The 26450-nt window shown below is 39.9% G+C and carries 30 protein-coding genes and 1 riboswitch; of the genes, 19 read left to right on the top strand and 11 right to left on the bottom strand.

The features are described 5' to 3' along the window. The first annotated feature begins 47 nt into the window (after window positions 1-47). Window positions 48-2009, top strand: coding sequence for a beta-propeller fold lactonase family protein (locus tag HNR31_RS03275; RefSeq protein WP_181554811.1), 1962 nt, complete (start codon window positions 48-50; stop codon window positions 2007-2009). A gap of 66 nt (window positions 2010-2075) precedes the next feature. On the opposite strand, the gene HNR31_RS03270 is transcribed toward HNR31_RS03275, so the two are convergent. Beyond that, on the bottom strand, window positions 2076-3116 hold the full coding sequence (locus tag HNR31_RS03270) for a cytochrome d ubiquinol oxidase subunit II (protein WP_181554810.1): 1041 nt from the start codon (window positions 3114-3116) through the stop codon (window positions 2076-2078). A 17-nt stretch (window positions 3117-3133) separates the two neighbouring features. Further along, window positions 3134-4483 (bottom strand): cytochrome ubiquinol oxidase subunit I, encoded by a 1350-nt coding sequence (locus tag HNR31_RS03265; RefSeq protein ID WP_181554809.1) that lies wholly within the window; start codon window positions 4481-4483, stop codon window positions 3134-3136. A gap of 163 nt (window positions 4484-4646) precedes the next feature. On the opposite strand from HNR31_RS03265, the gene HNR31_RS03260 reads away from it, so the two are divergent. From HNR31_RS03260 to HNR31_RS03235, 6 genes are all read left to right on the top strand, one after another. Continuing rightward, the gene (locus tag HNR31_RS03260) at window positions 4647-4805 is read left to right on the top strand and encodes a hypothetical protein (RefSeq protein WP_181554808.1); all 159 of its coding nucleotides are present in this window, start codon (window positions 4647-4649) and stop codon (window positions 4803-4805) included. Continuing rightward, window positions 4741-4950 carry a class I SAM-dependent methyltransferase gene (locus HNR31_RS19230; RefSeq protein ID WP_220129360.1) on the top strand — a complete coding sequence of 70 codons (210 nt, stop codon included), beginning with the start codon at window positions 4741-4743 and terminating at the stop codon, window positions 4948-4950. The genes HNR31_RS03260 and HNR31_RS19230 overlap by 65 nt, the downstream gene beginning before the upstream one ends. Window positions 4951-5426: 476 nt before the next feature. Then, window positions 5427-5678, top strand: a complete 252-nt coding sequence (locus tag HNR31_RS03250) for a type B 50S ribosomal protein L31 (RefSeq protein ID WP_181554806.1) — start codon at window positions 5427-5429, stop codon at window positions 5676-5678. Between the two features lie 67 nt (window positions 5679-5745). Continuing rightward, window positions 5746-6111: a (2Fe-2S) ferredoxin domain-containing protein gene (locus tag HNR31_RS03245; RefSeq protein WP_181554805.1), complete on the top strand. Its 366-nt coding sequence runs from the start codon at window positions 5746-5748 to the stop codon at window positions 6109-6111. 379 nt (window positions 6112-6490) lie between these two features. Continuing rightward, complete coding sequence (locus tag HNR31_RS03240) at window positions 6491-7066, top strand: P-loop NTPase family protein (protein ID WP_181554804.1); 576 nt, start codon at window positions 6491-6493, stop codon at window positions 7064-7066. Window positions 7067-7176: 110 nt separating this feature from the next. Further along, window positions 7177-7548, top strand: coding sequence for a hypothetical protein (locus tag HNR31_RS03235; protein WP_181554803.1), 372 nt, complete (start codon window positions 7177-7179; stop codon window positions 7546-7548). A 496-nt stretch (window positions 7549-8044) separates the two neighbouring features. Here HNR31_RS03235 and HNR31_RS03230 read toward each other — a convergent pair whose 3' ends face one another. Continuing rightward, a complete protein-coding gene (locus HNR31_RS03230) occupies window positions 8045-9004 on the bottom strand; it encodes a metal ABC transporter substrate-binding protein (RefSeq protein WP_181554802.1) in 960 nt (319 codons plus the stop codon). Window positions 9005-9091: 87 nt separating this feature from the next. Then, window positions 9092-10276, bottom strand: a complete 1185-nt coding sequence (locus HNR31_RS03225) for a GTP-binding protein (RefSeq protein ID WP_181554801.1) — start codon at window positions 10274-10276, stop codon at window positions 9092-9094. 130 nt (window positions 10277-10406) lie between these two features. Between HNR31_RS03225 and HNR31_RS03220 the strand changes: the two genes are divergently transcribed. Beyond that, entirely contained in the window at window positions 10407-10970 is a 564-nt protein-coding gene (locus HNR31_RS03220) for a beta-class carbonic anhydrase (protein ID WP_181554800.1), read from the top strand. 1 nt (window position 10971) lies between these two features. Here HNR31_RS03220 and yidD read toward each other — a convergent pair whose 3' ends face one another. Beyond that, window positions 10972-11205 carry a membrane protein insertion efficiency factor YidD gene (yidD, locus tag HNR31_RS03215; protein WP_181554799.1) on the bottom strand — a complete coding sequence of 78 codons (234 nt, stop codon included), beginning with the start codon at window positions 11203-11205 and terminating at the stop codon, window positions 10972-10974. A 159-nt stretch (window positions 11206-11364) separates the two neighbouring features. On the opposite strand from yidD, the gene HNR31_RS03210 reads away from it, so the two are divergent. The 3 genes from HNR31_RS03210 (at window position 11365) to HNR31_RS03200 (ending at window position 13971) form a co-directional block, all read left to right on the top strand. After that, window positions 11365-11838, top strand: a complete 474-nt coding sequence (locus tag HNR31_RS03210) for an S-ribosylhomocysteine lyase (protein ID WP_181537650.1) — start codon at window positions 11365-11367, stop codon at window positions 11836-11838. 277 nt (window positions 11839-12115) lie between these two features. Further along, on the top strand, window positions 12116-13111 hold the full coding sequence (locus HNR31_RS03205; RefSeq protein ID WP_228485545.1) for a permease: 996 nt from the start codon (window positions 12116-12118) through the stop codon (window positions 13109-13111). Between the two features lie 14 nt (window positions 13112-13125). Further along, the gene (locus HNR31_RS03200) at window positions 13126-13971 is read left to right on the top strand and encodes a TIGR03943 family putative permease subunit (protein WP_181554798.1); all 846 of its coding nucleotides are present in this window, start codon (window positions 13126-13128) and stop codon (window positions 13969-13971) included. 33 nt (window positions 13972-14004) lie between these two features. Here the strand turns inward: HNR31_RS03200 and ytzI are convergent, their stop codons facing one another. After that, the gene (gene ytzI, locus HNR31_RS03195) at window positions 14005-14175 is read right to left on the bottom strand and encodes a YtzI protein (protein WP_181554797.1); all 171 of its coding nucleotides are present in this window, start codon (window positions 14173-14175) and stop codon (window positions 14005-14007) included. Between the two features lie 268 nt (window positions 14176-14443). Between ytzI and HNR31_RS03190 the strand changes: the two genes are divergently transcribed. The 4 genes from HNR31_RS03190 to ytkD all read left to right on the top strand — a co-directional run bounded on the left by HNR31_RS03190 (window position 14444) and on the right by ytkD (window position 16367). Then, complete coding sequence (locus HNR31_RS03190; protein ID WP_181554796.1) at window positions 14444-14893, top strand: Dps family protein; 450 nt, start codon at window positions 14444-14446, stop codon at window positions 14891-14893. A gap of 175 nt (window positions 14894-15068) precedes the next feature. Further along, complete coding sequence (locus HNR31_RS03185; protein ID WP_220129389.1) at window positions 15069-15416, top strand: phage holin family protein; 348 nt, start codon at window positions 15069-15071, stop codon at window positions 15414-15416. 76 nt (window positions 15417-15492) lie between these two features. Beyond that, window positions 15493-15828 carry a hydrolase gene (locus tag HNR31_RS03180; protein ID WP_181554794.1) on the top strand — a complete coding sequence of 112 codons (336 nt, stop codon included), beginning with the start codon at window positions 15493-15495 and terminating at the stop codon, window positions 15826-15828. A 74-nt stretch (window positions 15829-15902) separates the two neighbouring features. Beyond that, entirely contained in the window at window positions 15903-16367 is a 465-nt protein-coding gene (gene ytkD, locus HNR31_RS03175) for an RNA deprotection pyrophosphohydrolase (RefSeq protein WP_181554793.1), read from the top strand. Between the two features lie 8 nt (window positions 16368-16375). Here ytkD and HNR31_RS03170 read toward each other — a convergent pair whose 3' ends face one another. The 3 genes from HNR31_RS03170 to HNR31_RS03160 are packed head-to-tail and all read right to left on the bottom strand — an operon-like array spanning window position 16376 to window position 18968. Beyond that, a complete protein-coding gene (locus HNR31_RS03170) occupies window positions 16376-17185 on the bottom strand; it encodes an ABC transporter permease (RefSeq protein ID WP_181554792.1) in 810 nt (269 codons plus the stop codon). Then, window positions 17169-17942, bottom strand: a complete 774-nt coding sequence (locus HNR31_RS03165; protein WP_181554791.1) for an ABC transporter ATP-binding protein — start codon at window positions 17940-17942, stop codon at window positions 17169-17171. The genes HNR31_RS03170 and HNR31_RS03165 overlap by 17 nt, the downstream gene beginning before the upstream one ends. A gap of 18 nt (window positions 17943-17960) precedes the next feature. Beyond that, window positions 17961-18968 (bottom strand): ABC transporter substrate-binding protein, encoded by a 1008-nt coding sequence (locus HNR31_RS03160; protein WP_373367348.1) that lies wholly within the window; start codon window positions 18966-18968, stop codon window positions 17961-17963. An 89-nt stretch (window positions 18969-19057) separates the two neighbouring features. Here HNR31_RS03160 and HNR31_RS03155 point away from each other — a divergent pair, with 89 nt between their 5' ends. Continuing rightward, entirely contained in the window at window positions 19058-19846 is a 789-nt protein-coding gene (locus tag HNR31_RS03155; protein WP_181554789.1) for an alpha/beta hydrolase family protein, read from the top strand. Window positions 19847-19888: 42 nt separating this feature from the next. Next, window positions 19889-20131 carry a DUF2584 domain-containing protein gene (locus tag HNR31_RS03150; protein WP_181554788.1) on the top strand — a complete coding sequence of 81 codons (243 nt, stop codon included), beginning with the start codon at window positions 19889-19891 and terminating at the stop codon, window positions 20129-20131. Between the two features lie 52 nt (window positions 20132-20183). Here the strand turns inward: HNR31_RS03150 and pckA are convergent, their stop codons facing one another. After that, complete coding sequence (gene pckA / locus HNR31_RS03145) at window positions 20184-21770, bottom strand: phosphoenolpyruvate carboxykinase (ATP) (RefSeq protein ID WP_181554787.1); 1587 nt, start codon at window positions 21768-21770, stop codon at window positions 20184-20186. Window positions 21771-21958: 188 nt separating this feature from the next. Beyond that, window positions 21959-22074, top strand: a riboswitch (SAM riboswitch). A gap of 197 nt (window positions 22075-22271) precedes the next feature. Between pckA and metK the strand changes: the two genes are divergently transcribed. Then, complete coding sequence (gene metK, locus HNR31_RS03140) at window positions 22272-23486, top strand: methionine adenosyltransferase (RefSeq protein WP_181554786.1); 1215 nt, start codon at window positions 22272-22274, stop codon at window positions 23484-23486. A 210-nt stretch (window positions 23487-23696) separates the two neighbouring features. Further along, window positions 23697-25595 carry an asparagine synthase (glutamine-hydrolyzing) gene (gene asnB / locus HNR31_RS03135; protein ID WP_181554785.1) on the top strand — a complete coding sequence of 633 codons (1899 nt, stop codon included), beginning with the start codon at window positions 23697-23699 and terminating at the stop codon, window positions 25593-25595. Here asnB and HNR31_RS03130 read toward each other — a convergent pair. Then, window positions 25592-26434 (bottom strand): C39 family peptidase, encoded by an 843-nt coding sequence (locus HNR31_RS03130; RefSeq protein WP_181554784.1) that lies wholly within the window; start codon window positions 26432-26434, stop codon window positions 25592-25594. The genes asnB and HNR31_RS03130 overlap by 4 nt on opposite strands. Window positions 26435-26450: the final 16 nt, after the last annotated feature.

The following is a 26450-nucleotide window of genomic DNA, read 5'->3' as shown; positions in this document are numbered from 1 at the left end:
ATGATTTTCATTTTTTGTTAATTAAAAACGGGGGAGCATGAATTAGGATGAAACGATATTTATTCATTGGGATATTGCTGCTTCTATGGTTAACAGGTTGTCAGGCAAGCCCGGTGTTTGAATCAGAAAAAAAAGTCGTTCGCCATTATCCGGTTCATAGCGATAATATTGCTATGAACCAAAAAGGAGATACGTTATATATAGCTAACATTGATGTTAATTCAGTAACGATTCTTAATGCGAAGACGAAAAAGAAGGAAGCTGAAATTCCAGTTGGGAAGGAGCCAAGACAACTTGCATTAAGTCCTGATGAACAATGGCTATACGTCTCATGTATGCATGATGACCGAGTTGATGTCATTTCCCTTAAGGAAAAAAAAGTCGTCGATCACTTAAAAACCGGAATCGAGCCGTTCGGGCTTGTTACAAGCCAAGATGGAAAAACGCTCTATGTCGCCAATTATCGTTCCGGTACGCTATCCGTATTTGATTTGGCAGCAGGAAAAGAGAAAAAAGAAATCAGCATCGGCGATCGTCCGCGCGCACTAGCGCTGACGGCAGACGGGAAAAAGTTATATGTTACCGAGTATTTAGACGCGAAAATTAGTGTGATTGATACGAAAACAAACCGTGTGATAAAAGAAATTGCGCTTGCTCCATCACCAGATCAAGCTGATCGTAAAAAAAGCCAAGGCATTCCAAATACGCTCGAACAAATTGTTATTGCTCCGGACGGAAAAAAAGCATATGTGCCTCATTTATTAACGAACATTGACACACCCATTAATTTTGAAGAAACCGTTTTTCCAGCTATCTCTGTCATCGATCTTGAAAAAGACGAAGAGCTAACGGACGAACGTAAGGAATTATTTGCAGAAATCAATGTATCAGATGTAAAAAATGAAACGATCATTGTCTCTAATCCATACGATATCGCTTTTCAACCAGATGGAAGTAAGGCGTATGCGATTATGTCAGGGAGTGAAGATTTAGTTGTATTTGATTTACAACGAGGTGGGAACGCGACACAAATTTTGCGCCGCATTGAAGGGAACAATCCGCGCGGGATTGTCATTTCGCCAGATGGAAAGACGTTGTTTGTGCATAATGCGATGAGCCATGACCTTGCAATGATTCAGACGGGAGGAAAAAGCCCGTATGCAAAAGTGAAAGCGGTAAAAGGCACGATCCGTTTAATTGCGAAAGATTCGCTTTCGCCGCTTGTACGTGAAGGAAAAACGATATTTTACAGCGCCAATAGCGATGAATTTGCGACTAATATCACAGGAAATAACTGGATGAGCTGCGCTTCTTGCCACAGCGATGGGGACATTAATAAGTTAACGCTGTTAACACCGAAAGGACCACGAAATGTGCCAAGCAACATTTTAGCGACAAAAACAGGATTGTTTATGTGGGATGGCTCCCGTGATGATTTCACCGACTACATTCATACGGTGCAAAACGAAATGGGAGGAATGATGAATCTCGATCCAGGAAAACCGCTGCCTCCGAAGGTACAACATATGTATGACGCGATACTGGCCTACTTAAATGATCCGAATTCATTTCCTGTTCCGAAAAGTCCGTATCGGAATCAAGATGGCAGTTTGACTGCCAAAGCAAAAGAAGGGGAGAAATTGTTTAACGGAAAAGGGAATTGCCTAAGCTGCCATGGCGGCGAATATTTTACAGACAGCACGAAAGCTGTCGATGCAAAGGGAAATTTAACGACAGCGAATACCGACTATTTACATGATATCGGTACTGCTAATCCACAAGACAAGTCTTCTAAGGGAGATGCACGGGCTCATTTTACGAATCCGCGCACACCAAAACAATGGGATACACCGACATTGCGCGGCGTCTGGGCAACGGCTCCTTACTTGCATGACGGCAGTGCGAAAACGATTGAAGAAGCCATTGAGCGCCATCAAACAAAAGAGGTTGAGACATTGACTCCGGGAGAAATTGCGGCGATTGCCGAATATGTGCGTTCGATTGAGTAGCCACTCTGTCAACCATGCCTAATCGAATTAAGAGAGCGGTTTCCGAAGAAAACGGAGCCGCTTTTTCTATCCTTCGTTTTTTTGTCGGACATAACGTTGGTCTTTCATAAATAAGCGCCAGAAATACACAAAACCAGGAAACAGTATAAGGAATCCAACGATATAAGAAGCAAAAAGAGCGCGAAATGTATTTGGATGAGTAAACCCAGATTGAATCGTGACATCGGGGTAGATCATATATGGTAAATGCGCTTTTCCGTATGCATAGCTCGCTAGAAAGTATTGAATGACAATCGCTACAACGGCAAGGCGTGGACGACCACGCATCTCTTTATGCTTTGTTGATGGTAAAAATAGGGCAATCCCAGCGACAAAAAACATAAGTACCGAGCCGATCAGCCAAGGTAAGTAATTCATCATTTTCTCATACAACCATGTCGCTTCTCTTTGCATCGTAAGCATAATAAACAGTGCCATTAACAATGATATTGGTCCAAGGATAAGAGCATCGCGACGATAAATACGATAGGCATCGTTCTCATCAGCGACGTTCGAATAATCCGCTAGCAATAACGAAGAAAGAAAAAGCGTACTCGAAATCGCGAATCCGATAAACGCGTACTCGTGCGGACTCGTTAATAATCGACTTATATTTAATGCCGGGGTTCCGTTTTTCATTTCGATAAATTCCCCATGTGTAATCGGCAATACGCTAATGAGTAGTGCTGGAATAATAATGCCTGTAATTCCAGAAATGTAGGTAAGTGCTTTTTCATACTCTTTTGTAATATGAGCAAACACGAGAAAAGCACTGCGAATCGCAAGAAGAAGCAAAATAATGCTGCCAGGGACCAGCAATACTGTTCCTAATAAAAATGTGGCCCCCGGAAAAAAGCTGACAAGGGCGACGACAATCGCAACGATAAAGACATTTGTGACTTCCCATGTCGGAGATAAATAACGGTTTGCGATGTTGGTAGCTTTTGTTTTTTCTTGATTGATATACACCATCGACCAAAACCCAGCGCCAAAGTCCATTGTCGCCATTACCGCATAGATGAAAATAAATCCCCATATTAAAGTAATCGCAATAAGCTCGTTTGTCATTGATCTTTCTCTCCTTCCTACATTTGAAGGGAGCCTTCATTCGGCTTTTCTTCTAAATCATTTGCCACAGGATGTCGGCGGAAGTAATAGCGTAACACGAGAACGACAGCAATGCTTAAGATGATATAAACGGCAACGAAAAGGACAAATAATGTGGCTAAGTTTCCGGTTTGAGTCACGGCATTTTCTGTTTTCATCATCCGATAAATAACCCACGGTTGTCTTCCTGTACAAGCGAAAATCCATCCAAACTCAATGCCGAGTACAGAAAGCGGGCCGGCTGCAATAAAACACCACATTAGCCAGTGCGGAAATGTAGGCCGTTTCATGATTTTATTCCATACAAAACCAATAATAGAAAGAAGGATGAGCAGAAATCCAATCCCGACCATTGCATTAAATAATGTATGAACGAATAGAGGAGGCCACCATTCCTTTGGAAAGTCGTTCAACCCCCTGACAACCGTATCAAAGCTGTTGCCAGCTAAAAAACTTAATGCCCATGGAATTTCAATCGCCCATTTGACCGACTCTGTCTCTCGGTCTGTATAGCCGCCGATGGCAAGAGGAGCATGGGACTGTGTCTCAAATAGTCCTTCTGCAGCCGCTAGTTTCTCTGGTTGATATTTGTGGAGTAGCTGCGCAGACTCGTGCCCGTTTAACGCGGTCAACAAAGAGAAAATACCACCAACAGTTAAGGATAGCATTAACGCTTTACGATGAAATCGATATACTCTTTCATGATGTTTCGTTCGTAACATGTGATAGGCGGCGATCGAGGCAAGAACGAATGCTCCCGTCATAAAAGCGGAAAGCACAACATGCCCCGCGGTGACAAAAAAGCTTGGATTAAAAAAAGCAACCCAAGGATCGACGTCGACGATTTCCCCATTTTCAATCCGGAATCCTGCGGGTGTTCCTTCGAACGCGTGCACGTTTGTAATTAAAATCGCAGAGGCGCTGGCGCCAATCGCAATAAGTGTAACACTCAAAATCCTCATAGCTGGTGAAATGCGATCAGCTGCATATACGTAAATTGACATAAATAGCGCTTCGATGAAAAAGGCATAAATTTCAATTTGAAACGGAAGAGACATCACTTTCCCGATAACTTCCATAAATCCGGGCCATAACAGCGATAATTGGACACCGGCAATAGTTCCAGACGGGATGGCTACTCCCAGCAACACAGCCAGTCCCTTCGTCCACCGTTTTGCCATTACTGCATAGTCGCGGTCCTTCGTTTTTTGATAAAGAAGTTCGGCAAATAAAATCATAAGTGGAATCCCCACACCGAGCGTAGCAAAAATAATATGAAACGCCATTGTTGTTCCGAACAAGCTTCGTGCGATGACTAAATCATCCATTGAGAAGACATTCCTTTCCTTAATTTGATGATTAATCCCTATTGTCCACATTTTTCTAAAAAATATTCTCAATGCAGTCTAATTTACAGGATGTATATTGCTGGCTAAAATACTTTTCCAAAAGCGTACCCATTATGATTTGAGTTTTTAAGGAGGATCAAGTGTGCAACAGGGGGATGAGCAGCATTTTCAAGAGGATTATGTCAAAATTTATGAATACTGGAATGATGAACACGCTGTAGAAGAGCTAGAGAAAATTGATTATTGGTTTTGCACCCGACAAAAAATTATTGGACTTATGTTACGGCGAAGGAAGACATAGCAGATGGTTTGCCAAAAAAGGACTACACGTTGTCGGTGTTGATTTGTCGCAAACATTGCTTCGTATTGCCAAAAGCAAGCCGATGGATCATATTCGATGTCGGGAAGATTTTGATTATGTTGTTACTCTTTTTTGCAAGTTTTAGTTATTTTGATAAAGATGAGGAAAATGAACTTGTGATTCGCAATATAAGCAATGCATGAAAAAGAGGAGGCATTTTTCATTCGATCATTTGAATCCCGGCTATCTCAAGAAGAATTTAATTCTATTTTCCTGTGAACAAAGAGAAGGATTAGATATTACGCAGTATCGAAAAGTCAACAAAAACGTCGTCATAAAAACATTATTGTGAAGGACATCAAAGGAGAAAGGGCATATCAAGAAAAGGTAAAACTGTATACGCAAGAAAAAATGGCTGAGATGTTTGCTAAGTATGTTTTTCATATTTTACATGTTTTTGGCGACTATGGCGGTCAAACATAAAAGAAATCTGAGTCACCACGGATGATTTTTGTGTGTCAGAAGCGTTGACAGGTGATTTGAATTTCATGTAGAATAAATTTGTTCAGTAAATCGTAATCATTACGATTAATCATAGAGATTGAGGAGGAGTACGAGAAAATGAAACCGGGCATTCACCCTAATTATCAAAAAGTTGTATTTATGGATGTAAACAGCGGTTATAAATTTTTAAGCGGTTCGACAAAAACGTCGAATGAAACCATCGAATGGGAAGACGGGAATACATATCCGCTTATCAAAGTAGAAATAAGCTCTGATACGCATCCGTTCTACACAGGTAAGCAAAAATTTGCTGAGCGCGGCGGCCGTGCAGAACGTTTTATGCAAAAATACAATATGAAACAAAAATGACGAAAAAGCTGTTGACGTTGTTTCAACAGCTTTTTTTATCTTAAAGTATATAGAGGGAGAGAGAAGGATGGCTACATGGGATTTTTCGAAAATGAAGCATCATATTTTCATTTGCAATGGCTCGAGCTGCATGAGAAGCGGCGAAGAAGAAGTGACGCAAGCTATACGCAATGAAATTTCCGTGCAAGGTGCTGATGATTTGATTCACACAACGCGAACAGGATGTAACGGGAGATGCCAAGATGCTTGTGTCGTTATTGTCTATCCAGATGGAACGTGGTACAAGAATATGGATGAACAAACAGCAAAAGAACTCGTTCGAGGCTTAGCAGATGGCCGTGTCTACAATAAGCATGTTTCTCATTATTACAAGAACGGAGTATTCCAGAGAACAGAAGGTACTGTGAGCGGAAAAAGAAAACATGTACAATAAAAACAGACTAAGACTAAATGGATTATTAAGACCTAAAAATCTTAAAGGTAAGCAAGTCATATTTAATATGTTTGCTTACCTTTTATTTTTGTCAAACGCTATGAAGAAACTTTATTTCTTATACATTAGGTTCTGTTAAAGAACATGGTCGATTCTTATTGAACGATCCTGAAAATTAGTATTTTCATTCTTCTGATGGTGCCGCATCAATGCGGCATGGTTGTCTTCCATGGAAGAACGAATTACCTTTCCTCATCTGTGGTGCCGCGAAGTGATGCATGAGTGGCTAACGAAGCAGTTTAGTTGAACAAGATAGAAGGTAATATCGGACTTATGCAGAAAAGGGATTATATAAATTATCTATTAAGTGGTGATCTCGATGAAAAGTAATATACCTAATAAAATACATATTATTGGCTCGGTGGGAAGCGAGAAAACAACATTAGCAAGAACTCTATCGTCTAAGCTAAATATTCCGTTCTACGAATTAGATAACGTTGTTTGGAAAAGGTGTAAATCTGGGGATATAAGAAGAAGTGAAGAAGAAAGAGACGAATGTTTGAATCATATAATTCATTCTGCTGCTTGGATTGTAGAAGGTGTTCATCATAAATGGGTACTTCCAAGTTTTCAGAATGCAGAATTGATTATATTTTTAGATACAGACTACTCTAAAAGGACATTTAGAATTATAAAGAGATTTATTTTACAAAAAATTGGGCTTGAAAAAGCAAACTATAAACCCAGTTTTAAAATATTTATGAAGATGTTTGAGTGGAATTATTATTATTTTGAGAACGAAAGCAAACCAGAAATATTAAACATGTTAAGCCAATACAATGACAAGTTGATCATTCTAAAGGATAACACCGAGATTAAAAAAATATTTTGCCTCCTTTGGAAGAATGAATTAACTTCCATCATCTGTGATGAAGCTCGCTTCAAGGATGGCTGACGGAACCTTTACTTCAAGAAGAAGTAAGGCCATTTTATTGTACTAACCGAGGTGAGTTAGTTTAAGAAAGAATAAGTAAGTATAAGAGTAAAGCTTTATGGGAGGTTACAATGAAAGAACCTTTCTTATTTGTAATTCTTTTGGTTTCAATTTTGGTCGGATGTAGTGATAAACACATTTTTCTTTCCGGGGAAAGTGAGAACTGGAAAGGAGAATACTCTGCAAACATTAGTGGTAATAGGGAAGATGGAAATTACCTTTTTGGTTATAAAAATGGAGAAAAGGATACTAAATTTAAGAACCTAGAGATTGTCATTAATGACGGTAACGGCGAAACTGTTCGAAAGGAAGATATACATAAAGGAGCAACCATTCGAATATCCTCTTCTTGTTCTGGGTGTGCAGTAACTAGGGAAGATGAACCTATAAAAGTTACTATAAAGTGGGATGACAAAAATGAAGAAACTTTTTATTTAAAATGAGTTAAGTCCTATTATTCAACTAAAGGTGCGATAGTTAACGAAGAGACGATTTTATTGTTCTCTGGGACATTGGGGTATTGAATTCAAAAATTAAACAACTCATGTTTTTAACGCCGTTCGAAAATTGAACGGTGTTTTGCATTTTGGGGTAAATGACTTTTTTGCTCATGAACATTTAACAGAGCTATATTAACAAAGTAAAAGTTTTGCTTTGATCTCGAATTTTTTAATCCTTAATCTAGATATATTCACTAACATGGTATCTTTTGCTGTTATTCTCGAAAAGAACCTCTTGCACCCTCATAGGTCTTCACCATCTAAAGTCTTTTTAGAGACCTCGCTACGCTACCAGCTATGGGCTATGTTTTTCCCCTTTTAAGAGTTATTTAATATCTACATTCTCAATCTAATATGTATGAAAAAAGAGGATATATGCTCTTATATTGAACATATTATCCTCTAATCATTATAGTATAGTTAATCGTGATAGGCTGGTTTAGTGTAATGCTTTTTTCAACACTTCCAAGTTTTCTTTCATAATCGTGATATAGTCCTTATTTTTCTTAATATCTTCATTTGTTAATGCTTCTAAGTTATGGAGGTGGAGAGCTTCTGCGCCAATTTCGTTTTTAACGACTTCCGCTACTTTCGGAGTTACGTTTTGCTCAAAGAGAATATATTTAATGTCATGTTGTTTGGCTGTTTTAATAATGTTCGCCAGTTCTTTTTGCGAAGGTTCGTTTGTCGGTGAAAGACCAGCAACGCTTAATTGTTCAATGCCATATCTTTTTTCCCAATAACCGTAGGCTGCATGGGAAACGAGAATTTCTTTTTTCGGTGACTCTTTTACTACCGCTTGGAATTGTTGGTCAAGATCTTCTAATTGTTGTTTTAAGGACGCGAAGTTTTTCTCAAATGTGTCCTTTGCTTCCGGTTTTAATTCTACTAGCGCATTTTTAATATTTTCTGCAATCGTAATGCAAAGCACAGGGTCTAGCCAAACATGCGGATCTTTATCACCGTGATGATGTTCATCGTTGTGTTCGTCTTCAGCTTCGACGTCATGTTCGTGAGTGGAATCGAGAAACTTGATTCCTTTCGCGGCCTCAACTAATTTTACATCTTCATTTTTTAATGTTTTCGTCGTTTGATCGACGAATCCTTCCATTCCTTGGCCGATATAAATGAATGCATCGGCATCGGCAAGGTCTTTCATCGTTTTTGTTGTTGGCTCAAACGTATGCGCTTCGACTCCCGGAGGGTATACGCTTTGTGCTTTTACATATTTGCCTCCGATTTTCTCTGCAAAGTCCTTCAATGGATAAACGGTTGTATAAATCGTTAAAACATCTTTTGCTTTTTCCGTTGTCTGTTCTTGATTGTTTTCAGCATTGCAACCATACAAAAAAGCGGAGACAACAAGTAAAAGGGATAAAATAAATGCTTTTGTTTTCATGTTAAGCCCCTTTCTCTATAATTGGTTTGACAAGCAAATTCCTTTGCTATTATATCGTAACAATTACGATTTGAGAACTAGAATCATTTATTGGGAAACAGTAAATTCAGGAAGCGGATCCAGAAATGTTGCCCAATTTTGATTCATTTCCTCCTCTGTCAGCAAACACTCATCTAAAGACGTTTCAATTTCTTGGCGATTCATGTCGATACCGATAAAGACGAGTTCCGTCATGCGATCCCCATATGTTTCATCCCACTTAGCGAGCAACTCAGGGTCCTCTTTAAGAATTTGTTGGCGTTCCGTTTCTGGATAAACCGCGACCCATTCACCAGCTCCCTGAATCATGATGGATGTTCCCGCTTGTGATAAAAGACAGCACATGTTATTTCGTGAAGCAAGCCAGAAAAAGCCTTTTGCGCGGACAACTTCAACTGGCCAATTTTCGAGCCAATTCATGAAACGTTCTGGATGGAACGGACGTCTTCTGCGATAAACAAATGAAGAGATGCCATACTCTTCTGTTTCTGGAGTATGTTCTTCATTCAATTCTTTCATCCAGCCTGCAGCTTGACTAGCTTTTTCAAAATCGAATAAATGGGTATTTAAAATTTCGTCCAGTGGTACTTGACCGAATGTTGTTTGTATAATTTTCGCTTCCGGGTTGAGCTTTTTTAACACGCCTTCAAGTTCTTTCGCCTCTTCAGGACGAATAAGGTCGACTTTATTTAGTAAAATCACATTGGCAAATTCGATTTGATCAATCAGCAAGTCCGCTACTTCACGTGTATCCGTTTCATCAACAGCTTGTTTTCGATCAAGCAAGCTTTCGCCTGATGCAAAATCAGCCCAAAAGCGGTTGGCGTCGACTACGGTTACCATCGTATCCAAGCGACATTTTTTTGTTAAGTCAATTCCTAGATTTTCGTCAATGTATGTAAATGTTTGTGCTACTGGAATTGGCTCACTAATTCCTGAAGATTCGATGACAATGTAATCAATCCCGCCGGCATCAACTAATCTTTCAACTTCTTTCATTAAATCATCGCGCAATGTACAACAAATACAGCCGTTTTGTATTTGCACGAGTTTTTCTTCCGTGCGGGAAAAACCGCCTTGTTTAACGAGCTCCGCATCAATGTTTACCTCGCTCATATCGTTAACAATGACAGCGATTTTCTTTCCTTCACGATTGTGTAATATGTGATTTAATAATGTTGTTTTTCCAGAGCCTAAATAACCGCTTAATACAGTAATAGGAATTTTGTTCATTTTAGTTTCCTCCTCTCTTTATAAATCGTAATTATTACGATTTAACAGTATCAATCATACAAGAAAATTAGGAAAATGACAACAGCTATGCTATATTATTTTTAAAGCAAGTTCTAGGAGGAGAGGAACAATGAATCTGCTAACAGAAATTCTTGAATACAATAAAAAGTTTGTTGAGAATAGAGAATATAAGAAATATGAAACAACAAAATATCCTGATAAACGGCTTGTTATTTTAACATGTATGGATACAAGACTTGTGGAGCTCTTGCCGCAGGCAATGAACGTGAAAAATGGGGATGTAAAGATTGTAAAGACAGCGGGGGCCATTCTTTCTCATCCGTTTGGCAGTATTATGCGCAGCTTGCTTGTTGCTATTTATGAATTAAAGGCTGATGAAGTTTGTGTAATTGGCCATTATGATTGCGGTATGGGAGCAATTAAAGCGGAAGCGATGCTGGAGAAAATGGTCGCAAGAGGCATTCCTAAAGAGAGACTTGAGATGTTAAAATACTCAGGTGTTGATCTTGAAAATTGGTTGAAAGGCTTTGACTCTGTAGAAGAGAGCGTAAAACATAGCGTGAATATGTTAAAAAATCACCCGCTTTTACCGCCAAATGTCCCTGTGCACGGATTAATTATTGACCCGCATACAGGGAGATTAGATTTAGTTGTTAATGGATACGAACAATAATTTATTTCCGTTTTTCTACCTTTTCAGGAACGGGATCAAACCCGCCTGGATGAAACGGATGGCATTTTAAAATGCGTTTGATTGTCAGCCATCCCCCTTTGATAGCGCCGAATCGTTTCACCGCTTCTAGTCCATAATGAGAGCAGGTTGGATAAAATCGGCATGTTGGTGGTTTTAACGGAGAAATAAAAATTTGGTAAAAGCGTATGAGAGCGATAAATAATTTTTTTAACATTCGCACCACATCCAATAAATAAAATATACTATAAACAATGTATCATAAATGAGAGACAGACATCACATTTGTTGCATTTTAACAATTCATACAAGATAGATGAAAAAAATCGGATTTCAGTGTATGATATAACCAGAAAATGATTTTAGGAGTGATAATATGCCTTCAGTAGAAAGCTTTGAACTAGACCATTGCGCGGTAAAAGCGCCATATGTTAGACACTGCGGTGTTCATAAAGTGGGCAGCGATGGCGTTGTGAATAAATTTGATATTCGTTTTTGCCAGCCAAATAAACAAGCGATGAAACCGGATGCGATTCATACGCTCGAGCATTTGCTCGCGTTCAATATTCGCAAGCATGCGGAAAAATATGATCACTTTGATATTATCGATATTTCTCCAATGGGATGCCAAACAGGTTATTACTTAGTCGTAAGCGGTTCTCCTACAGTGGATGAAATTATCGATTTGCTTGAAGATACGATGAAAGACGCATTAAATGCAACAGAAGTTCCGGCGGCAACGGAAAGACAATGCGGTCAAGCAAAACTTCATGACTTAGAAGGCGCTAAACGTCTTATGCGTTTCTGGTTAGAGCAAGATAAAGAGGAATTAAAGAAAGTATTTGGTTAAGAAAAACAGAGGCTACCCTATAGGTAGCCTCTGTTTGTTTGAGAAGAAAATTTACTTTTTGTTGCATCTATTCTATGTATATGGGGAGCAACGTTTTGTTAGACATGTGACAAAACGTTGCTCCTTTCATTTTTGATCTATTCTATTGAGTACGCCTTTACTTATTTTTAGTCATATTTTCTCGGACAACCTATATATATGGTAATAGGAAACATTACGATTTATATCTAAAAATTTATGAAATGAATGGGAAAAACACTAATGGAGGAGAGAGTGTGTGAAAAGAGCGATTTCTAATGCGGCAAATGATTTTTTTGCGTTTGTTCTTCTATTGCTATTTTTGTATTTATTCTTTTTTTACGGAATGAGCAACATAAAATTTACGCTGCCAAAAGAGTGGGCGATTGTTAATACGATGTTTTTAAGCATTATTTTAGAAGCGATTCCGTTTATCTTAGTTGGCGTTTTTGTTTCTGCCATCATTCAAACGTTTATTTCAGAAGATACGCTGCGGCGCTGGCTTCCGAAAAATCCATATGTGGCGATTGTCTCCGCTGCTTTTTTCGGCATCATTTTCCCAGTCTGTGAATGCGCGATTATTCCAATTGTGAGAAGGTTGATTAAAAAAGGAATGCCACCGGCAGCTGGCATGACCTTTTTAATCAGTGCACCGATTATAAACCCTGTTGTCTTTGCTTCCACTTACTATGCGTTTCAGCAAAAAAATGAAATTGCTTTTGCCCGCATCGGGCTTGCCTTTTTAGTCGCCGTTTTAGTTGGATTGATCATGTATCGTCTTTTTCAACAAAAAAATCCCCTCAAAACAAAGATTTCTTCCTCGCATGAGCATGTACATACAACAAATAAATGGAAGGAAACATTATATCATGCAAGCGACGAATTTTTTGATACAGGCAAATATTTGCTGATTGGCGCGTTTTTCACAAGTTTGCTGCAAACGTTTCTTAACAGAAATGAACTTTTGCAAATCGGGACAAATGAGCTTGTCTCTCCTCTAGTAATGATGGGCTTCGCTTATATGTTATCACTCTGTTCAGAAGCAGATGCTTTTGTTGCTGCTTCGTTTGGACATGCTTTTTCCGCAGGAGCGATTTTAGCCTTTCTTGTTTATGGTGCCATGCTTGACTTGAAAAACACGATGATGTTGTTCGCCTATTTCCGAGCGAGATTTGTTGTTGCTTTTATACTTGTTCTTACATGTGCGGTTTATTTTGTCATTTTGTTGTATCAAACCATTTTTGTGTCATTGTAAGGGGGTGACAATGAATGAGCAATAATCTTTTTTTGCGGGGAGTTCTTTTATTGGGCTTTGCCTTATTAATGTTTAAATTAATCGTAACCGGACAAATTCAGCAATTGATTGCACCAAAGATGTTTCCGTTTATTTATTTTGCGATGAGCGTATTGTTTATTCTCGGCATTATCCAAATTTGGCGAAGTGATCATAAAGAGAATGCCGTTTATTGCGAATGCGGTCATCATGAGAAGAAACATCCTTTTCAATCACTTATCGTTTCCGTCTTATTTATCGTTCCGGTCATCACAGGATTGATGTTCTCCAGTCAAGTGCTTGACAGTTCGGTCGCTGCTAAGCGAGGTGTGCAAATCGGAAGACAGCCTGAAAATAATGTATCTTCTGATGATGGAACGCAATATTTAACAGAATTGTCTCAAAATGAAACGGAAAAAAAGCCGATAGAAAAAAGCATGAACAAGAAGCAACTGACAGAAGCATTGACATCTACTAAGAAGGTAGTGTTTACGAACGAAAACTACTTGGCAATTTTAGAAATTATTCATAACAATGTAAAACGGTTTACCGGTAAAGAAATTGAACTTGTAGGGTTTGTATATCGCGAGCCCGACTTTGTAAAAGAGAAAGCTGTGATTGCCAGGTTCGTCGTTACATGCTGCGTTGCCGATGCTTCTGTCTATGGGATGTTAGCGAGCGGGGAGCAACTTAAGCAGCTTAATAATGATGAATGGGTAAAAGTGACGGGGATTATCGATAAAACGAACTATAAAGGAAATATTCTTCCTTGCATAAAAATTAAAACCGTGAAAAAAGTCAAGCAGCCAAATGAACCTTACATTCACGACACTGCTCTGTAATTATGATTCATGACTAAAAGACATGTTTTCGTTTTATTGATTTGCGCCATTTTCTTGATTATCGGCTTTTTCACTTTGCACATAAGGATTGTTCTCGAGCGGATCAACAGTATGTTTGTACTGGTAGGCTTTTGAAGTTGTCGCCACGCTTAATGCTAAAACAAGAGCGACGATAATAAGCGAAATAATCAAAACGGTATACACAGTGCTTTATGTCCCCCTTCGTTGTATATGTTTTTATATTACCATAATAGGACGGAAAACGTAGAGCAATCAATGAGCTATGTTACAAGATGATGAATAAAACGAAAACGGCGTGGAAAAGCAAATACAATATGTAGCCAAGTTTTCGTTAAGGGTTGTACATGCGAAGCGGACTTTACCGAACTCACGCAAATAGTTTATAATGCATAAAAAGGGATGTTTTAGGGAACAAAAAGAGGGATAAACATATAAAGTAGGAGGGGATTGTATGAAAACAGAAGCAAAACAATTAACGGAAATCGTGAATAAACAAATTGCCAATTGGAGCGTTTTGTACATTAAGCTGCATAATTATCATTGGTTTGTCAAAGGTTCGCAGTTTTTCACATTGCACGAAAAATTCGAACAACTGTACAACGAGGCGGCACTACATATTGATGAGTTAGCTGAGCGTCTTCTTGCGTTGGGAGGAGCTCCTGTCGCTACGATGAAAGAATGCTTGGAAAAGGCTTCTGTGAAAGAAGCGACCGGACAGGAAACGGCAGAAGAAATGGTTGGTACGCTCGTAAATGACTTTGAGATAATGATTCAAGAACTCAAAGAGGGTATGCAAGTAGCGGATGAAGTTGGCGATGAAACGACAGGAGATATGTTGTTAGGAATTCATCAAAGTTTAGAAAAACATGTATGGATGTTGAAATCGTTTCTTGGAAAATAATGAATAAAAAACAATCACTCTCCTTTCATAGCGAGGGTGATTGTTTTTTTATTGCGTGGAAAAATGTCTATACTCCCCAGTTTCTTTTTACATAAAATATATCATCAACCTCAGAAGGAAGGGGAGAAGTGTGCATAAATACCCTACTGTGCTCGGAGTATCCTTGCTTGGCTCAATGGTGGTATCGATGTTCGGAAGCTTGGATTTATTAGTAATTATCCTCATTTGCTTCGTAGTCATTGATTATATAACAGGGGTTATCGCCAGTGCGATAGAAGGAAAATTATCGAGCGCAGTTGGATTCCGAGGCATTGCACGCAAATTGATTATTTTTATATTAGTGGGTGTGTCTCATTTACTTGATATGGCGATCGGCTGGAATAACCATTTTATTCGTGATGCAACGATTTTTTTCTATATACTCAATGAATTCATTTCCATCATTGAAAACGCAGGGCGCGCAGGGGTTCCGATTCCTGAATTTCTTGCAAAAGTTATTGAATTGTTGCGGGAACGCCCTTAGTAAATTTGTAAGCATAATTTCTGTATGTTCACCCACACTAATCAATAAACAAGGCGATGAGAAGGAGATGACAAGTGTGGTGGAACAAAAGAGAAAAACGTATTATGTGTCAATGGCAACAGGTGAGATTTCTCAATTGAGAACAGCTTCTCCGTGGGATTTTCAAATTGAAGCGACCGATGAGGAAATCATTCAGTTGCGTGAATATTTTGATCAAAACTATTCAACCGATTGGCAAGCGTTCTGGCGTTCACACGTTCCGTATGTCCAATATCATTATGACCGTGAAAATGACGCCTACGATGAGACATTGAAAAAAATTTATCAGCTGATTTATAAGCTTGGCAATGAGGAAGCGAAACAGCATGTTCGTTCTCTCGGGTTTATTCAGGAGGAAAAGATGGAACAATAAGTCACCGGTTTCGGTGGCTTTTTTGTATAATAAAGAAATAAATAATAGCACAATCAAGATGAGGTTGGAGAAATATGTTCATCTTTTCAGATTATTACGGAAATTGCGTTTCATTGTCATTTGCTGACCATCCGTTTTCGAAAAAGCCTGGTCATGTCTGGATAGTGTGCCGCTACAAACAGAAATGGCTTTTGACAGATCATCCTAAGCGTGGTCTTGAGTTTCCCGGGGGAAAAGTAGAACCACAAGAGACAGCGGAACAAGCAGCGATTCGTGAAGTAAAAGAGGAAACGGGAGGAATCGTCGAGCGTTTAACGTATATTGGGCAGTATAAGGTGGGAGGCTTCATCGTTAAAAATATTTATTTCGCGGAAATTAAAGAATTGTGTCAACAGTCTACGTATTTGGAGACGAACGGTCCCGTGTTGCTTGATGAATTACCAGATTATCTTCTGGCTGATGAGCGATTTAGTTTTATTATGAAAGATCAAGTATGGGCTTGTACACTCGAAGAAATAAAGAGACGTTCGCTACTATGAGAACGTCTCTAGCGGTTTTTGATTAATTTTCGTTCTATCCATCCAACGATTTGATACATAATGGTCGCTAAAAAAGCAATGACAAGTAAACTTAATAGCACAAGTGTAAAGTTAAACACTTGAAAACCATAAATAATCATATATCCGAGCCCTTGTTTCGAGACAAGAAATTCACCGACAACGACTCCGACCCATGATAAGCCTACATTTACTTTCAAGGTGGAGATAATTGTTGGGAAAGATGACGGTAAAACGGCTTCTTTAAAGCATTGAAAGCGGCTCGCACCAAATGTTTTTAATACTTTAATATAGTTTGGATCAACTTCTTTGAATGATGTGTACACAACAATTGTAGTGATTATAAGGGAGATAATCGTCCCCATCGCAATAATCGAAGTGAATCCCGGACCCAGTGCGACAATGAAAATCGGACCAAGTGCTACCTTTGGCATCGCGTTCAAGATGACTAAATAAGGATCGACGATTTTCGATAGACGTGGAAACCACCAAAGTAATGCTGCAAAAAATGTTCCCGCGAATGTTGCTAACATAAAGCCGATGATGGTTTCTCCTAGAGTTATACCTGTATGTGAAACAAGGGAGCCATCAGCGATTTTTTGTACGAATAGCTTCCAAATAGTTGATGGAGAGCTGAATAAAAGAGGGTCAATCCAATGGTTTCGGCTAGCGATTTCCCACAGTGAGAAAAACGCAACGAAAATAAGGAGCTGAAAAAAGCGAACCCATCGTTTTTCTTGTTTTAGACGTATTACGTATTGTTCATGAAGGACTTGAATCTGGTTATTCGTTTGCTTCAAGGGAATCAAGCTCCTTCCAAATAAATTGAAATAGCTCTGAAAATGTGGTATGGTTGCGAGAATGAAATGGAGACAAGTTGCGTAATTCTTTTGGAACTATAAACGTACGAACAAGCCGGCCCGGTTTTGCGGAAAATAAGAAAATGCGATCGCTCATGGCGATGGCTTCACCAATATCGTGGGTAACGAGTAAGGCGGTTTTTTTGTATTCTTTTAATGTTTTCCATACTAGCTCTTCTAGCTTTAGTTTTGTTTGATAATCTAAAGCGGAAAATGGCTCGTCAAGCAAAAGAATTTTTGGATCCGTCGCGAGTGTTCTCACGAGGGCAGCGCGCTGTCGCATGCCACCGGATAGTTGGTTTGGATAATATGTTTCTACACCTTTTAAGCCGATACGGGATAGTAAATCAAGAGCTCGTTGTTTTGCTTCATTTGAGTTCATCCCCATGATCGTTAATCCTAATAAAATGTTTTCTTCAATGGTTTTCCATGGAAACAAATAGTCTTGCTGTAGCATATAACCAACGGATGGATGGATCGAATGAACTTTTTCTCCTTCCAAAATGACGCTTCCTTTTGTTGGTTGAATTAATGCAGCAATAATCGAAAGTAATGTCGTTTTTCCACAGCCGCTAGGACCAAGAAAGGAGACAAATTCCCCTTTCTCAATCTCAAGAGACACATTTTCTAACGCAGTGACTGCTGCTTTTTCCGTAAAATACGTATGGGAGACATGGTCAACGACTAAAAAGTTCATGTTTTTCACCTGCCAAGATTATTTGTCGATTACGTTTTCTGCAAAGGAATTATCAACAAGCGTCTGATGGTCGATGTGTTTTGGCAATTCGCCTGCTTCATTCATAATGTTTTGTAAGTTGTTCCATTCTTCTTCATCAAGAATCGGACTCGTTGCGTAGGAACCTTGGCTTTTGTAGCGGTCGACGACTTTTTCAATCAATTGAATGTCCGTATCCTTGAAGTAGGGCTGAATCGCTTTTGCAATATCGGCTGTACTATGGGTTTCGACCCATTGCTGTGCCTTGTAGAGAGCCCGCGTGAATTTTTTGATCGTGTCTTTGTTATTTTTGATAAAACTTTGTTTCGCCATGAAGGTTGTATACGGAACATGACCAGATTCCGTTCCAAATGAAGCGACGATGTAGCCTTTCCCTTGTTGTTCAAAAATGCTCGCTGTTGGTTCAAATAATTGAACGTAGTCACCTGTGCCGCTCGCGAACGCGTTCGCGATATTAGCAAAATCAACATTTTGAATTAAATGTAAATCTTTATGCGGATCAATGCTGTGTTGTTTCAGTACGAATTCACCGACCATTTGCGGCATACCGCCTTTGCGCTGACCGAGGAACGTACTTCCTTTGAGTTGATCCCATGAAAAGTTGTCGATTTTTTTACGGGAGACAAGGAACGTTCCATCTGTTTGAGTTAATTGGGCGAAATTAATAACGGGGTCATTTGTCCCTTGACTGTAGACATAAATCGATGTTTCCGAGCCGACTAAAGCGATGTCTGCTCCGCCGGAAAGAAGGGTCGTCATTGTTTTATCTCCGCCCCATGTCGTTGTTAATTCGATGTTTAACCCTTCCTTTTTAAAAAATCCTTTTGATAGTGCAACATATTGTGGAGCATAAAAAATGGAGCGAGTCACTTCAGCAACACGTACAGTTTTCACCGTTTTCTTTTCTTGCTGGGTACAAGCGGTTATTGGAATGATAAGAAAAACGATAAGAAGAGACATCATAGCGATTCGAAACCATTTTTTCACCGGTACGGACCTCCTTATGGTGGAATGAAAATCTATCTTATCGTATGCATGTGACAAAAATGTGTGAATGCCTAGAAAGGAAGAGAGATATGGATGGACAAATAATCGAAAAGCATCGCTTCCCATCGCCGAACCCGCATATTGACGTGTCTCTTGTCACGTATATGTGCCAAGGATTAAAAATAAAGGGGTTTTTAGCCGAGCCAAAAGCGGCTGGTGTGTATGATGGCTTTCTTTATTTACGCGGCGGTATTAAAAATGTCGGTAAGGTGCGCCTGTCACGAATTACTCAGTTTGCTGCGGAAGGATTTGTCGTAATGGCTCCGTTTTACCGAGGTAATCAAGGGGGCGAAGGGAATGAAGACTTCGCTGGTGAAGACCGTTATGATGCGTTAGCAGCCTTCCGCATTTTAGAAGCCCATCCAAAGGTCCATCATGAACGGATTCATGTATTTGGCTTTTCACGCGGTGGAGCAATGGCACTTCATACGGCGATTCTTGAGCCGCGTGTTTGCTCTGTTGTTGTTTGGGGTGGGGTTTCCGATGTAGAATTAACGTATTGGGAGCGACCGGATTTGCGCAGAATGATGAAACGGGTCATAGGGGGGACGCCTTCTAAATATCCGGAACGATATAAATGGCGTACTCCACTTTATGAAGTCGAGCGGATTCACGCCCCCGTTTTAATCATTCACGGGGAAAAAGATGAAAATGTATCGATTGAACATGCATATCGGCTAGAGCGGCGATTAAAAGAGATGAACAAGCAAGTGACGACGTGGTATTTTCCGAAGTTTACACATTATTTTCCGCCGCAACATAACCGTGAAACGGTTCGACGATTAACGGAATGGATGAAACAACAGTCGCGTTCGTGATACTATGGAAAGAGAAGAAGGGAAGAAAAGGGGTGCATTTTCATGGGCATGCCGTTAGAGTTTCAAACGCTCATTGTGACAAAAGGAAACGAAAAGCGAATCGAAGACAATTTGTTTATTCTTGAAAAAGAAGGATACCGCATTTATCCATTGGACATTCCGATTGAGGTAAAGCGGACACTTCAAAGTGAAGCAAGCGGACAAGCGGTGGTGAAAAAAATCGAGCTAGCCAATCATCGTACCGTGATTACGTATGAATTGATTTCATTACATTCGATTAACTAGCATATAAATAACAAGGGATATCTTCTTTCAAAAGAAGATATCCCTTGTGTCTTTAAATGATTGGGCCACCGAGTTTTTCAATTTCCGGATCGATGTGTTTGAACTTTTTAAAGTTTTCCCGGAACTTTTCGGCAAGTTCCTTTGCTTTTTGTTCATATGCTTGCTTATCAGCCCATGTGTTTTGTGGATGCAATACTTCATCTGGTACGCCCGGAACGTGCGCTGGGATTTCTAAGCCGAAAATTGGGTCTTTCATTGTTTCTACGTTTGCTAATTCTCCTTCGACAGCAGCTTGCACCATCGCGCGCGTATATTGAAGTTTCATGCGGCTACCAACCCCATATTCTCCTCCTGTCCATCCGGTGTTCACTAGAAATACTTGCACGTTATGTTCAGCAATTTTTTTACCGAGCATCTCTGCATAGCGAGTGGCCGGGAGCGGCAAAAATGGTGCGCCAAAGCAAGTGGAGAATGTCGCTTGCGGAGATGTAATTCCGCGTTCTGTGCCTGCTAATTTGCTTGTATAGCCGCTTAGGAAATGATACATTGCTTGCTCTCGCGTTAATTTGCTAATCGGCGGCAAGACACCAAAGGCGTCAGCGGTTAAGAAAATAATTGTTGTTGGGTGACCGGCGATGCTCGGGTCAACGATGTTATCAATCGCTTGAATTGGGTAAGCTGCACGTGTGTTTTCCGTCAATGTAGCATCCTCATAGTTAGGAATGCGAGTCTGTTCGTCAACAATGACGTTTTCTAATACTGAGCCAAATCGGATGGCATCAAAAATTTGTGGCTCTTTTTCCCGCGATAAGTTAATGCATTTCGCATAGCAGCCGCCTTCGATATTAAAGATGCCGCGATTTGACCAACCATGTTCATCGTCTCCGATGAGACGGCGTTTTGGATCAGCGGAAAGTGTTGTTTTCCCGGTGCCGGAAAGACCAAAAAATAAAGCGACATCGCCTTCTTGTCCGACATTAGCTGAGCAATGCATCGGTAAAATTCCTTGTTCTGGGAGAAGATAATTCATAACCGAGAAAATCGATTTTTTCATTTCTCCAGCATATTCAGTCCCGCCGATTAATACTGTCCGGCGCTCAAATGAAATGATAATAAAAGTTTCCGATTTCGTTCCATCCACAGCAGGATCCGCTTTAAAATTCGGCGCGGAAATGACAGTGAATTCAGCTTCATGTGTTTGTAGTTCTTCCTGTGTCGGGCGAATGAATAATTGATGAGCAAACAAATTATGCCAAGAAAATTCGTTAACCACTTGAATCGGTAGGCGGTATTTCGGATCGGCTCCAGCAAACCCTTTGAATACAAATACTTCATCTTTTTCCATTAGATAGTCGATAACTTTGTTATATAATTTTTCAAACGTTTCCTCAGAAATTGGCTGATTGACAGTTCCCCAATCAATTTTTGCCTTTGTTGATGCTTCTTCGACGATATATTTATCTTTTGGCGAACGTCCTGTATATTTTCCTGTTGTTGTCGCAACAGCACCCGTTAGTGTTAACATTCCTTCTTTTCGCTTGAGAACCTTTTCAACTAATTGCGGTACGGATAGATTTTTAAGTACGTTTGGTTGTTGTAACAATACAGCCAATTTATTTGTCACGTCAACAGTGTTCATGTACAAAACCTGCCTTTTTGTGAATTTAATCTTCTTGGAAATAGTATAACACATTTATATTATTAGTCCATACTATTTATCATAATTTCTTTTTATTTATTTTCCCCATTTTTTTGATAAAAACTTTATATAAAAAATTTATTGACTTTCTTTATCTAGTTACGATATGATAAGTCATTGAACGGATACTCTTATCCCGAGTTGGTGGAGGGACAGGCCCGATGAAACCCAGCAACCGTCACAACAATGGAACATGTGAAATGGTGCTAACCTGTGGCAAGGGAAAGCCCTTGAACGATAAGAGTGAAAGGCGCGATATAAGAGCAATCACCTTTCCTCGAAGTTGAAGGAAAGGTTTTTTATATGCCCCTTGTTTGGCTATAAATCACAAAATTGAATTATACTAAGTAGGGAATGAGTAACCGTATCATCTACGTAATGCGCAGAATGCAACTGAGTGTTCTAAAAGCTCACAACAGAAAAGAGGAGGAAATTGACGAAATGTCAACAAAACGCCGTTTGTTTACTTCTGAATCTGTAACAGAAGGGCATCCTGATAAAATTTGTGACCAAATTTCTGATGCGATTTTAGATGCGATTTTAGCAAAAGACCCAAATGCCCGCGTTGCTTGCGAAACGAGTGTAACGACGGGATTAGTGTTAGTCAGCGGTGAGATTACAACATCTACGTATGTGGATATTCCAAAAATCGTTCGTGACACGATTCGGGAAATCGGTTACACTCGCGCTAAATTCGGATTTGACGCTGATACGTGCGCTGTATTAACGTCGATTGACGAGCAGTCTCCTGATATCGCAATGGGCGTAGATAAAGCGTTAGAAGCACGCGAAGGTCAGATGACTGACGAGGAAATTGAAGCAATCGGTGCTGGGGACCAAGGATTAATGTTCGGATTTGCATGCAATGAAACGAAAGAGTTAATGCCGCTTCCGATTTCATTAGCTCATAGATTGGCACGCCGTTTAGCAGAAGTTCGTAAGGAAGACATTTTACCTTACTTACGTCCAGATGGAAAAACACAAGTAACAGTTGAATACGATGAAAATGGAAAACCTGTTCGTGTGGATACAATTGTTGTATCTACGCAGCATCATCCGGAAATTACTCAAGAGCAAATTGAGCGCAACATTAAAGAACATGTGATTAAACCAGTTGTACCAGCTGAACTAATCGACGAAAACACAAAATACTTCATTAACCCAACTGGTCGCTTTGTCATTGGCGGACCTCAAGGTGACGCTGGATTAACGGGACGGAAAATCATCGTTGATACGTACGGTGGTTACGCTCGTCACGGCGGCGGTGCCTTCTCTGGTAAAGACCCTACAAAAGTAGACCGTTCTGCTGCGTATGCGGCGCGCTATGTGGCAAAAAACATTGTCGCAGCTGGGCTTGCTGATAAATGCGAAGTGCAATTAGCGTATGCGATTGGGGTAGCAAAACCTGTTTCCATCTCTATCGATACATTCGGTACGGGCAAAGTATCGGAAGACATCTTAATTGAAGTAGTACGCAACAATTTTGATCTTCGCCCTGCCGGCATTATTAAAATGTTAGATTTGCGCCGCCCGATTTATAAACAAACAGCGGCTTACGGTCATTTCGGTCGCACGGATATTGATCTTCCATGGGAGCGTACCGACAAAGCTGAAGCATTGAAAGAACAAGCCCTTGCATTAGCAGCTAAGCAATGAATGAAAAAAAGAGAGTTACATTATCATATGTAGCTCTCTTTTTTTGCGAAACAAATATGTGTGCAACAAAAAGAGCCTTTTTTGCGACTTATTAAAAAAAGACTTTGTTACGAATCTGTTTCCATCGGGTAAACTAAATGTAATAGTTCAACTGTCCAAATATGTGGTATAATCTACGAGTTGAATATGAAGAAGTAGGTGAATAACAACATGTGCGGGTTTATTGGTTGCATTCATGACCATCCAAAAACAATGGACGAACAATGGAAAAAAACATTTGAAGAAATGAACGATATGATTACACACCGCGGTCCAGACGATGATGGGTATTTTTTCGATGATTATGTCAATTTTGGGTTTCGTCGGTTAAGCATTATCGATTTGGAAGCGGGGCATCAACCGTTATCGTACGAAAATGAACGATATTGGATTATTTTTAATGGAGAGATTTATAACTACATTGAACTGCGCGAAGAGTTGCTTGCAAAGGGATACGAATTTGCCACACATTCCGATACAGAAGTAATTGTTGCGCTATATAGTCATGAAAAAGAAAAAGCGGTCGAGAAACTTCGCGGCATGTTTGCTTTTATCATTTGGGATAAAGAGGAGAAAACGATCTTTGCTGCGCGTGACCCGTTTGGCATTAAACCGTTTTTCTATATGGAACAAGATGGGCGGACGTTTTTTGCTTCTGAGAAGAAAAGCATTTTACATGCGCTCGAAAATGATTTATTAGATTATGAGGCGCTACAACATTACTTAACGTTTCAATATGTGCCTGAGCCAATGACGATGTCTGTCGGCATTAAAAAGCTGGAGCCAGGCCATTACATTAAAAAGAAAGTTGGCGAGAAATTAACAATTCATCGTTATTGGAAAGCACGGTTCCAGCCGGTTTTTCAATCTGAAGAGGAGCTTGTCAAACAAATTCGCGAGGTGCTGTTTGATTCTGTCAAAGTGCATATGCGCAGCGATGTGCCGGTCGGCTCATTTTTATCAGGAGGAATTGACTCCTCGCTCATTGCTTCCATTGCGAAACAATTCCATCCGAACATTAAGACATTCTCTGTCGGTTTTGAACGGGAAGGTTTCAGCGAAATTGACGTCGCAAAAGAAACAGCGGAAAAACTCGGTGTCGAGAATATTAGCTATGTCATCTCGCCGCAAGAGTATATGGATGAATTTCCAAAAATTATGTGGCATATGGATGATCCGCTTGCCGATCCAGCAGCAGTACCGCTTTATTTCGTTGCCCGTGAGGCACGAAAGCATGTGACCGTTGTCCTTTCAGGTGAAGGGGCGGACGAGCTGTTCGGTGGTTATAACATTTATCGCGAGCCGCAATCGTTAGAAGTATTCGAACGGATGCCGAACGCGGTGAAATCGGCATTAAGTGTGATTGCGCGCATGCTTCCAGAAGGAGTGAAAGGAAAAAGCTTTATCGAACGCGGAATCACGCCAATGGAAGAACGCTACATCGGCAACGCCAAAATGTATAGCGAAGAAGAAAAACAAGAGCTGTTAAAAGGATATAAAAGCGGTTTAGAGTATACAAATATTACTGCGCCGCTTTATAACGAAACGACGCACTATCCTCCAGTAAACCGCATGCAATATATTGATATTCATACATGGTTGCGCGGTGATATTTTATTAAAAGCAGATAAAATGACAATGGCTCATTCTTTAGAGTTGCGCGTGCCGTTTTTAGATAAAGCGGTATTTGAAGTGGCGGCAAAGATTGCGCCGGAAATGAAAACCGCGAATAACACAACGAAATACATTTTGCGCAAAGCGGCAGAAGGCATTGTTCCTGATCATGTGCTACACCGCAAAAAACTTGGATTCCCAGTCCCTATTCGCCATTGGTTAAAAAATGAAATGTATGACTGGGCGAAGAATATTATCAAAGAGAGCGCAACTGATCATTTATTGAACAAAGACGTATTATATCGTTTGCTTGATGAACATTGCAGCAATAAAGCAGATCATAGCCGCAAAATTTGGACGGTGCTTGCATTCATGGTTTGGCATCAAGTATATGTCGAAAAAAAATACGATTTTTCCCATTTATATAAAAAAGACAAACAACCACTATCAATCTAATTTGATTGATACGTGATTGCTTGTCTTCCCATTTGCACCCAAGCTTCTAAAAATTCCGCTTTGGGTGCTTTTTTATTTTTTTCGCCAGAGAGGGGATCATTAAAATAAATATAGTCTTGATCATATCCTGTGATGACGACAGAATGCTCGTAATACGTAATTTGAATCGGCCCGCTTGGGGTGTCCCACTCGCGAAATGCTGATGCCGGGAGTTTTTTAAAGGTGCTATTTGTAATAATCCAAATCGGCGAACCCTTCGAGAGATATTTTTGCAATTCACTGAAATCGCTTCCCGTTAAATCAATGATTTGGTTCGGCAAATAGGTTTCCGCCAGCTGTTGAATCGGTTTATGGTAAACGCCTAATCCCGGTTTTGTGAGCGAGTACATATCCCCAACAAAGCCATCATTGGGATTTCCAAAATACACTTTTCCATTGCGGCGTTGAAACGGTGTCGGGTCCTTTTTAATTTGTTTGGCGAGCGTCATTTTATCCACTTGAACCCCTGCATCCTGAAGAAGCATTGCCAAACTCGTCACCTCACAGCCGCGCGGTAATTCAGGGAGCTGACGAACAAGAGGGACATCCAGCAGTACAAGCGGCTTGATTTCTTCATGGACAAACGAAGAAATCACTTTTCGCACGGCTGCTTCTTCTTTTGCTAGATTAGATTGTTTGAATTTCTCAATGACCGTTTGCATTTCCTGGTGACGGAATAACGGAATGGCAAGGAAAAATAGACAAAAGAATACGAGCGCTGTTTTCCATAATGATTTAAGTAAGTAGATAGCCATGCAAAGAGCGATTAAAATAAAAAGAAAAAAGGCAATAGACGACATGCTTTTACTCCTTATT

Source organism: Thermaerobacillus caldiproteolyticus, from assembly GCF_013761245.1.
Taxonomy (GTDB): domain Bacteria; phylum Bacillota; class Bacilli; order Bacillales; family Anoxybacillaceae; genus Thermaerobacillus; species Thermaerobacillus caldiproteolyticus.
Note: the sequence above shows the minus strand (reverse complement) of the source record. Positions and strands in the feature narration are given on the sequence as shown.